The organism is Mesorhizobium sp. M7A.F.Ca.CA.004.04.2.1, from assembly GCF_004022825.1.
Taxonomy (GTDB): domain Bacteria; phylum Pseudomonadota; class Alphaproteobacteria; order Rhizobiales; family Rhizobiaceae; genus Mesorhizobium.
Window position 1 is genome coordinate 1 of the sequence record NZ_RZPH01001836.1, and the last position, 400, is coordinate 400.

Genomic DNA, 400 nt, shown 5'->3' on the forward strand with positions numbered 1-400 from the left:
TTCCAGGGCACGACCATTCTCCCAGGCGCCAGCGCCGGCATCGCGGTCTATCCGATCGACGCCGACAATGCCGGGGATTTGCTGGTCCACGCCGATCTGGCGCTTTACTCCGCCAAGAGGCTTGGCGGCGGCAACTTCTCCTTCTTCTCCGAGGAGCTGCGCCGCGAACTCGACTATCGCAAGCAGCTCGAGCACGACATCAAGGTTGCCATCGCCGAGCGGGCGTTCCAGGTCTATTTCCAGCCGCAGGTCTCACTGACCCACGGCACGATCAGCGGCATCGAGGCGCTGGTGCGCTGGAACCATGCGGAGCGCGGCATGATCCCGCCCGGCGAGTTCATTCCGGTCGCCGAGAAATGCGGCTTCATGCCCGAGATCGGCCGCATCGTCATCACCAAGG

Annotated in this window: 1 protein-coding gene; it reads left to right on the forward strand. The window is 64.2% G+C overall.

Annotation, left to right across the window (positions count from 1 at the left end):
• Positions 1 to 400 (forward strand): EAL domain-containing protein (locus tag EN893_RS37840; protein ID WP_128362353.1); only part of this gene is annotated, 400 nt, incomplete at both ends.